General features: G+C 73.7%; 4 protein-coding genes. 3 read left to right on the top strand and 1 reads right to left on the bottom strand.

What is annotated here, in order from left to right:
* Nucleotides 1–55: 55 nt before the first annotated feature.
* A complete protein-coding gene (glgP, locus tag ACSNOH_RS31160; protein ID WP_436724799.1) occupies nucleotides 56–2683 on the bottom strand; it encodes an alpha-glucan family phosphorylase in 2628 nt (875 codons plus the stop codon).
* A 730-nt stretch (nucleotides 2684–3413) separates the two neighbouring features.
* On the opposite strand from glgP, the gene ACSNOH_RS31155 reads away from it, so the two are divergent.
* From ACSNOH_RS31155 to ACSNOH_RS31145, 3 genes are all read left to right on the top strand, one after another.
* Nucleotides 3414–5411 (top strand): alpha-1,4-glucan--maltose-1-phosphate maltosyltransferase, encoded by a 1998-nt coding sequence (locus tag ACSNOH_RS31155; protein WP_436724798.1) that lies wholly within the window; start codon nucleotides 3414–3416, stop codon nucleotides 5409–5411.
* The gene (gene treS, locus ACSNOH_RS31150) at nucleotides 5408–7141 is read left to right on the top strand and encodes a maltose alpha-D-glucosyltransferase (RefSeq protein WP_436724797.1); all 1734 of its coding nucleotides are present in this window, start codon (nucleotides 5408–5410) and stop codon (nucleotides 7139–7141) included. Before ACSNOH_RS31155 ends, treS begins: the two co-directional genes overlap by 4 nt.
* Nucleotides 7142–7474: 333 nt before the next feature.
* Nucleotides 7475–8756 (top strand): maltokinase N-terminal cap-like domain-containing protein (locus ACSNOH_RS31145; protein ID WP_436724796.1); only part of this gene is annotated, 1282 nt, incomplete at its 3' end.

Raw genomic sequence — 8756 nt, 5'->3', positions numbered from 1 at the left:
GTCCGGGGTGAGCACCGACTCCCCCGGACGGCGCTCCACGCACGTCCGGCGCGCGCTATCTCAGCAGCACCCCCGCCGCCTCCCCCGTCGCTTCCGATGGGAGGGCTACCAGGCCCATTTCGGCGCTCGTGGAGAGCAGGGGGTGGGCCGGCAGGATGCGGACCGTGTAGCCGAAGGGGCCCGTGCGGTCGAGGGTGAGCGGGCCCTCGTAGAGGCGGCGGCCGTCGAGGGCGGGCCCCCCGGCCGGCTTGAGGGGGAAGACGGCGGTCCGGCTCAGCCGGTCGGTGGGGTCGACGCGCCCGGCGACGGCCTGCACCTCGACGTCCGCCGGGTCCAGCGGCCCGAGCGTGACGCTCACCCGCAGGGAGACCGTCGAGCCGAGCGTCGCCGTGCCGTTGAGCTCGGTGTCGGCGGCTGCCTCCACGTGGTCGACGGCCACGCCCGGCCACCCGGCCCGTACGCGGGCCTTCCAGGCGGCCAGCTCGCTCGCCGCGGCGGGCGTGAGGGCCCGCTGGGCCTCGGCGGCGGGGGCGTAGAGCCGCTCCACGTACTCCCGCACCATGCGCCCGGCGAGGACCTTGGGGCCGAGCGTGGTCAGCGTGCGGCGGACCATCTCGATCCAGCGGCCCGGCAGCCCGCCCTGCGCCCGGTCGTAGAAGCGCGGGGCGACGCGCCGCTCCAGCAGGTCGTAGAGGGCCGCCGCCTCCAGGTCGTCGCGGCGGTTGTCGTCCATGGCCGCGCCGTCGGCGGTGGGGATGGCCCAGCCGAAGTCGGGCTCGTACCACTCGTCCCACCAGCCGTCGAGCACGGAGAGGTTGAGGCAGCCGTTGAGGGCGGCCTTCATCCCCGAGGTGCCGCAGGCCTCCAGCGGCCGCAGCGGGTTGTTGAGCCAGACGTCGCAGCCGGGGTAGAGCCGCTGGGCCATGGCCATGCCGTAGTCGGGCAGGAAGACCAGGCGGCGGCGCACGCGCGGGTCGTCGGCGAACCGCACGAGCTCCTGCACGAGGCGCTTGCCGCTGTCGTCGGCGGGGTGGGCCTTGCCGGCGACGACGATCTGCACGGGGCGCTCGGGGTGCAGCAGGAGCTCCATGAGGCGGTCGCGATCGCGGAGCATGAGGGTGAGGCGCTTGTACGAGGGGACGCGGCGGGCGAAGCCGATGGTGAGGACATCGGGGTCGAGGACGCCGTCGATCCAGCCGAGCTCGGCGGTGCCGGCGCCGCGCTCGCGCCAGGAGGCGCGCAGCCGCTCGCGCACCTCCTCGACCAGTTGTTCGCGCAGGGTGCGGCGCAGGTCCCAGATGTCGGCGTCGGGGATCTCGGCGAGGGCGTCCCAGCGCTGCGGGCCGCCGGTGGCCAGGGCGTCCTCGGCGCGGCCGGCGCCGACCCGGCGGGCGCCCAGGCGCAGCACCTCGGGGGCGACCCAGGTGGGTGCGTGGACGCCGTTGGTGACGGAGTCGATGGGCACCTCCTCGGGGTCGAAGCCGGGCCACAGGCCGGCGAACATCTGCCGGCTGACCTGCCCGTGGAGGGTGGAGACGCCGTTGGCGCGCTGGGCGAGGCGCAGGCCCATGACGGCCATGTTGAAGAGGTTGGGCTCGCCGCCGGGGTAGGTCTCCAGGCCCAGTTCGAGGACGCGTTCGACGTCGATGCCGGGCAGTTCGCCGGCGGGGCCGAAGTGGCGGGCGACGAGCTCGCGGTCGAAGCGGTCGATGCCGGCGGGCACGGGGGTGTGGGTGGTGAAGACGGCGCCCGCCCGGGCGCACTCCAGGGCGGCGTCGAAGTCCAGTCCGGCTGCGACGAGTTCGCGGATGCGCTCCAGGCCGAGGAAGCCGGCGTGGCCCTCGTTGGTGTGGAAGACCTCGGGCGCGGGGTGGCCGGTGAGCCGGCAGTACGTGCGCACGGCGCGCACGCCGCCGATGCCCAGGAGCATCTCCTGGAGCAGCCGGTGCTCGCCGCCGCCGCCGTAGAGCCGGTCGGTGACCTCGCGCTCGCCGGGGCCGTTCTCCTCGACGTCGGAGTCGAGGAGGAGCAGCGGCACGCGGCCGACGCGGGCCTGCCAGATGTAGGCGCGCAGGGAGCGGCCGCCGGGCAGGGCGAGGGAGATGCGGCTCGCGCTGCCGTCGGGCTCGCGGAGCATGGTGAGGGGCAGCTCGTTGGGGTCGAGCAGGGGGTAGTGCTCCTGCTGCCAGCCCTCGCGGGAGAGGGACTGGCGGAAGTAGCCGTGCCGGTAGAGCAGCCCGACGCCGATGAGGGGGACGCCGAGGTCGCTGGCGGACTTCAGGTGGTCGCCGGCGAGGATGCCGAGGCCGCCGCTGTACTGCGGCAGGGCGGCGGTGATGCCGAACTCGGGCGAGAAGTAGGCGATGGCGGCGGGCAGCCCCTCGGGCTGCTCCTGGTACCAGCGCCGGCCGGTCAGATAGTCCTGCAGGTCGTCGGCGGCCGCGGCGAGCCGCCGCAGGAAGCGGCGGTCTTCGGCGAGGGCGGCGAGCCGGGCGGCGGGCACGGAGCCCAGCAGCCGCATGGGGTCGCCGGCGGCGGCCCGCCAGCCCTCGGGGTCGACGGCCTGGAAGAGCTCACGGGTCTCGGGGTGCCAGGACCAGCGCAGGTTGCGCGCCAGCTCGCTGAGCGGTCGTAGGGGCTCCGGAAGAACGGGGCGCACACTGAATCGACGAATGGCCTTCACCCCCACGACGGTAGCGGTGAGGCCGGGGTGCTTCGTGGCGCTTCGCGGCAACTGCCTGCTCCCGGCAGGTGCAGGCGGGAAGTGCGCCCCCTGGTGCTGCGCCGGGGGACGGCGCCGGACCGCCCGCCCGCCGGGCGGGGGGCGGCTCCGCGGGCCGGGCCGGGCTGGCCGGGAAGGGCGTCCGTATGGTGGACGGGGCGTGGGTGCGGATCGTACGCCTCACCGCGGCGGGTACGGCATTCGTACGAGGCGCGAATACGCCGCGCGTACAGCGGCTCGGGCGGCGGCCGGCCGGCGCTACGGCCTTCGCCGGCCCCGGCGGGGCGCCATTCCCCCGTCTGGCCGCCGGTTACCCGGTTTCCGCGCATTGCACACGATCGGCCCAGCGAGGAGACTTCGTACGGGTGACGGAGTGCCGACCATCCTCCCCAGCCGGTGCCACGGGAACTACGCACCGGTAGGTCCCACGGTGCGGGCATGCCCGCCCGGGACCGGTGGGAAAGCTCAACCGGTATGCAGGCCCTCGCAGTCCGCCGCCGCCCCCAGTACCCCGTCCCGGACCCTTCCGCCCCTCTTCCGCACCCACCCGAGTGAACGCGGTCAGGAGCAGTCATGCCCGCACCCGGCCGGCCGCCGGCGAAACAGATAGAAAGAGCAGAACCCGCCAGTCCCGCGCCTCCGTTCTTCCCTCACCGCCCTGCCCGCCCCCTCTTTCTCCGCAGGTGATCCCATGATCGGTCGTATCCCCGTCCTGGACCTCGGGCCGCTCGTGGACTGCGGCCGCCGGCCGGTCAAGGCGGTCGTCGGCGAGACCTTCCAGGTCACCGCCACCGTCTTCCGCGAGGGCCACGACGCGCTCGGCGCCAACGTGGTGCTGCGCGACCCGGCGGGCCGCTGCGGCCCCTGGACCCCCATGCGCGAGCTGGCCCCCGGCACCGACCGCTGGGGGGCGGACGTGACCCCGGACAGCGAGGGCCGCTGGACGTACGCGGTGGAGGCGTGGAGCGATCCGGTGGCGAGCTGGCGCCGGACGGCCTCGGTGAAGATCCCGGCCGGGATGGACGTCCAACTCGTGCTGGAGGAGGGCGCGCTGCTGTACGAGCGGGCCGCCGCCGGGGTGCCGAAGAAGGAGGGCCGCGAGGCGGTGCTGGCCGCCGCGGACGCCCTGCGCGACCCGGGCCGGGCGGCCACCGCGCGGCTCGCGGCCGCCCTCGCCCCGCCGGTCACGGCGGCCCTGGCCGAGCACCCGCTGCGCGAGCTGGTGACCACGAGCCGCCCGGTGCCGGTGCTGGTGGAGCGCGAGCGGGCGCTCTTCGGGTCCTGGTACGAGATGTTCCCGCGCTCGGAGGGGGCGACGCCCGCGGAGGGGCGCCGCCCCGCCCGCAGCGGCACCTTCCGGACCGCGGCGCGGCGCCTGCCGGCGATCGCCGCGATGGGCTTCGACGTCGTCTACCTGCCGCCGGTGCACCCCATCGGCACCGCGTACCGCAAGGGCCCCAACAACGCCCTCACCGCGGGCCCGTACGACGTCGGCAGCCCCTGGGCGATCGGCTCGGCCGACGGCGGCCACGACGCCCTCCACCCCGACCTCGGCACCTTCGAGGACTTCGACCACTTCGTGGCCCGCGCCCGCGAGCTGCGCATGGAGGTCGCCCTCGACTTCGCGCTGCAGTGCTCCCCCGACCACCCCTGGGTGGCCAAGCACCCCGAGTGGTTCCACCACCGCGCCGACGGCACGATCGCCTACGCCGAGAACCCGCCCAAGAAGTACCAGGACATCTACCCCCTGGCCTTCGACGAGGACTTCGACGGGCTGCTCCGCGAGAGCCTGCGCGTGCTGCGGTTCTGGATGGAGCGCGGCGTGCGGATCTTCCGGGTCGACAACCCGCACACCAAGCCGGTGGTCTTCTGGGAGAAGGTGATCGCCGAGATCGGCCGCACCGATCCGGACGTGATCTTCCTCGCCGAGGCCTTCACCCGGCCCGCCATGATGCGCACGCTCGGCGCGATCGGCTTCCAGCAGTCGTACACCTACTTCACCTGGCGCAACACCAAGCAGGAGATCACCGACTACCTCACGGAGCTGTCCGGGGAGTCGGCCGCCCTCATGCGCCCCAACCTCTTCGTGAACACCCCGGACATCCTGCACGCCTACCTGCAGCACGGCGGCCGGCCCGCCTTCGAGGCGCGCGCCGTGCTCGCCGCGACGCTCTCCCCCTCCTGGGGCGTCTACGCCGGCTACGAGCTGTGCGAGAACACCCCGGTGCACCCCGGGAGCGAGGAGTACCTGGACTCGGAGAAGTACCAGCTGCGGCCGCGCGACTGGGAGGCCGCCGAGCGCGAGGGGCGCAGCCTGGCCCCGCTGATCACCGTGCTCAACCGGCTGCGGCGGCGCCAGCCCGCCCTGCGGCAGCTGCGCAACCTGCGCTTCCACCACGCCGACAACGACGCCGTCATCGCCTATTCCAAGCGGGCGGGCGGCTCGTGCGTCCTCACCGTCGTCAACCTCGACCCCCACCACACCCACGAGGCCACGGTCTCGTTGGACATGCCGGAACTCGGCCTCGCGTGGCATGAGTCCGTCCCGGTGCGCGACGAGCTCACCGGAGAGACCTATCACTGGGGCAGGGACAACTATGTGCGCCTTGAGCCGGGCCGTTCCCTCGCGCCCGCGCACGTGTTCTCGCTGCGACCGTCCTCACCGATCGGAGGGTCACCCACACCATGATCGTCAATGAGCCCGTCCCCGACACCTTCGAGGACACTCCCGCCAAGGACCTGGATCCCGACTGGTTCAAGCGCGCCGTCTTCTACGAGGTGCTCGTACGGTCCTTCCAGGACAGCGACGGCGACGGCATCGGCGACCTCAAGGGTCTGACGGCCAAGCTGGACTACCTGCAATGGCTGGGCGTCGACTGCCTGTGGCTGCCGCCGTTCTTCCAGTCGCCGCTGCGCGACGGCGGCTACGACGTCTCCGACTACACCGCGGTGCTCCCGGAGTTCGGCGACCTCGCCGACTTCGTCGAGTTCGTGGACGCGGCGCACCAGCGCGGCATGCGCGTCATCATCGATTTTGTCATGAACCATACGAGCGATCAGCACGAGTGGTTCCAGCAGTCGCGCAGCGACCCCGACGGCCCCTACGGCGACTACTACGTCTGGGCGGACGACGACAAGCGCTATCCGGACGCCCGGATCATCTTCGTGGACACGGAGACCTCGAACTGGACCTTCGACCCGGTCCGCAAGCAGTACTACTGGCACCGCTTCTTCTCGCACCAGCCCGACCTCAACTACGAGAACCCGGCGGTGCAGGAGGAGATCCTGGCCGCGCTGCGGTTCTGGCTGGACCTCGGCATCGACGGCTTCCGGCTGGACGCGGTGCCGTACCTCTTCGCCGAGGAGGGCACCAACTGCGAGAACCTCCCGCGCTCGCACCAGTTCCTCAAGCGCGTCCGGGCGGAGATCGACGCCCACTACCCGGACACGGTGCTGCTGGCCGAGGCCAACCAGTGGCCCGAGGACGTCGTCGACTACTTCGGGGACTACGAGACCGGCGGCAACGAATGCCACATGGCCTTCCACTTCCCCGTGATGCCGCGCATCTTCATGGCCGTGCGGCGGGAGTCGCGCTACCCGGTCTCGGAAATCCTGGCCAAGACCCCGGCCATCCCCTCGCGCTGCCAGTGGGGCATCTTCCTGCGCAACCACGACGAGCTGACGCTGGAGATGGTCACCGACGAAGAGCGCGACTACATGTACGCGGAGTACGCCAAGGATCCGCGGATGCGCGCCAACATCGGCATCCGCCGCCGACTGGCCCCGCTGCTCGACAACGACCGCAACCAGATCGAGCTGTTCACCGCGCTGCTGTTCTCCCTGCCCGGCTCGCCGATCCTCTACTACGGCGACGAGATCGGCATGGGCGACAACATCTGGCTCGGCGACCGCGACGGCGTGCGCACGCCCATGCAGTGGACGCCGGACCGCAACGCCGGCTTCTCCTCCTGCGACCCGGGCCGGCTCTACCTGCCGACCATCATGGACCCGGTCTACGGCTACCAGGTCACCAACGTCGAGGCGGCGATGAGCAGCCCCTCGTCGCTGCTGCACTGGACCCGCCGGATGATCGAGATCCGCAAGCAGAACCCGGCGTTCGGGCTCGGCTCGTACACCGAACTCACCTCCAGCAACCCCGCCGTGCTCGCGTTCCTGCGCGAAGTGCGGCTGCCCGGGCAGCGGGAGGACGACATCGTGCTGTGCGTGAACAACTTCTCCCGCTTCGCACAGCCGACCGAGCTGGACCTGCGGTCGTTCAGCGGCCTGCATCCCGTCGAGCTGATCGGTGGGGTGCGCTTCCCCGCCATCGGCGAACTGCCTTATCTGCTCACCCTGGCCGGGCACGGCTTCTACTGGTTCCGGCTGCGCCGTGGTGCACCGCCGCAGGCCGGCCACTGAGGGCGCTCCCGTGCGCGCCGGAGCCCGCCGGCCGGCCGCGCACGGGCGGTTTCCCCCCGGCAGCCCTGGGCACTCGTACTACTACGCACGAGCCGGGCCGAACGGATCGCCTCCGCTTCGGGCACCGCCTCGGGGGCCGCAGCCCGGCCGCCGCGCGCGCCGCACCGGGGGCCGCGGGCGCTGACCGCGACAGGCAGCTCCGGACCGGCCGCCCGGCACCCCCCGGCCCCGGCCGGGACCCCAGCACCGCGTACAGGTCAATGCCGCAATCCGGGACCAAGATCCGGGACACTTTGCCCCATATGCCATGCCCCGGGGAAAGGACGCGACGCCATGTCGGACGCTGCACCGTCCCGCCGGGGCACCGGGCGCCGGGGGGCCACCGCCCCCGGTCCGCTGCTGTCCTCGGTCCGCGCCGCCCCCGCGGCCCACGCGCCCGAGGCGGAGACCGCCGACGCGGGGCTGCTGGGGTCGCTGGTGCCGCTGCTCTCCGAGTGGCTGCCGCGGCAGCGGTGGTTCGCCGGCAAGGGGCGCCCCATCACCGGCTTCACGCTCGTCGCCGCCACGGAGCTGCTGCCGCACCTGCCCGGCACGACCGCCCCGGGCCTGCTCCACCTGCTCGTCCGCGCCCAGCAGCCCGGCTCGCCCGGGACCGTGCGCACCGCGGCCGCCCCGGGCCCGGCCGTCCACGCCGGCACGGACGACTGCTACCAGCTCCTGCTCGGCGTCCAGGACGTCCTCCCGCCGCACCTGGCGCCCGCCCTCATCGGCCGCCCCGACGGCGGCCCGCTGCACGGCCGCGCCGTCTACGAGGGCCTGGCCGACCCGCGGCTGGCCTCCCTGCTGCTGGAGCGGCTGCGGCTGCCCGGCCGGCTCGGCCCGCTGCGCTTCACCCGCGAGGAGGGCGTCGTCATCGGCGCCGGGCTCGCGCCCCGCCTGATCGGCGCCGAGCAGTCCAACTCCTCCGTCGTCTACGGCGAAACGTACATCCTCAAGCTCTTCCGCCGCGTCTGCCCCGGCACCAACCCCGACCTCGAACTCCCCCGCGCCCTCGCCGGCACCGGCTGCGCCCGGGTGCCCGCGCCCGCCGCCTGGTTCGAGGCCGTCGTGCCCGGCGCGGGCGCCGAACCCATGACGCTCGGCGTCCTGCAGCCCTATCTGCCCGGCTCCGCCGACGGCTGGCAGCTCGCCCTGAGCGCCCTCGCCGTCCGCGCCGACTTCACCGCCTCCGCCCGCGCGCTCGGCCACGCCACCGCGGAGGTGCACGGCGCGCTCGCCGAGGCGCTGCCCACGGTCGTCCTGCGCCGCCCCCAGCTCGAACACCTCGCCGCCGCCATGACCGGCCGCCTCGACGCGGCCGCCGACGCCGTCCCGGCGCTGCGCCCCTACCGGGCCGCGCTGCGCGGCGCGTACGACGACCTGGCCGCGCTCGGCCGGGCCGGGCGCACCTGGCGCGCCCAGCGCATCCACGGCGACCTCCACCTCGGGCAGGCCCTGCGCACGGCCGAGGACGGCCGCTGGGCCATCATCGACTTCGAGGGCGAGCCCGCCCGCCCGCTCGCCGAGCGCGGCCAGGTCGTCGTACGCGCCGCGCAGCGCGGCCCGGTAGGGGCGC

Origin of the sequence: Streptomyces sp. URMC 127, assembly GCF_051386535.1 — a bacterium.
Classification (GTDB): domain Bacteria; phylum Actinomycetota; class Actinomycetes; order Streptomycetales; family Streptomycetaceae; genus Streptomyces.
This window is presented reverse-complemented; position numbering and strand designations above follow the sequence as displayed.

Bases quoted from the DNA above. Each gene is read 5' to 3' on its own strand.
- ACSNOH_RS31155 (WP_436724798.1), top strand. From the start codon at position 3,414: ATGATCGGTCGTATCCCCGTCCTGGACCTCGGGCCGCTCGTGGACTGC.
- treS (WP_436724797.1), top strand. From the start codon at position 5,408: ATGATCGTCAATGAGCCCGTCCCCGACACCTTCGAGGACACTCCCGCC.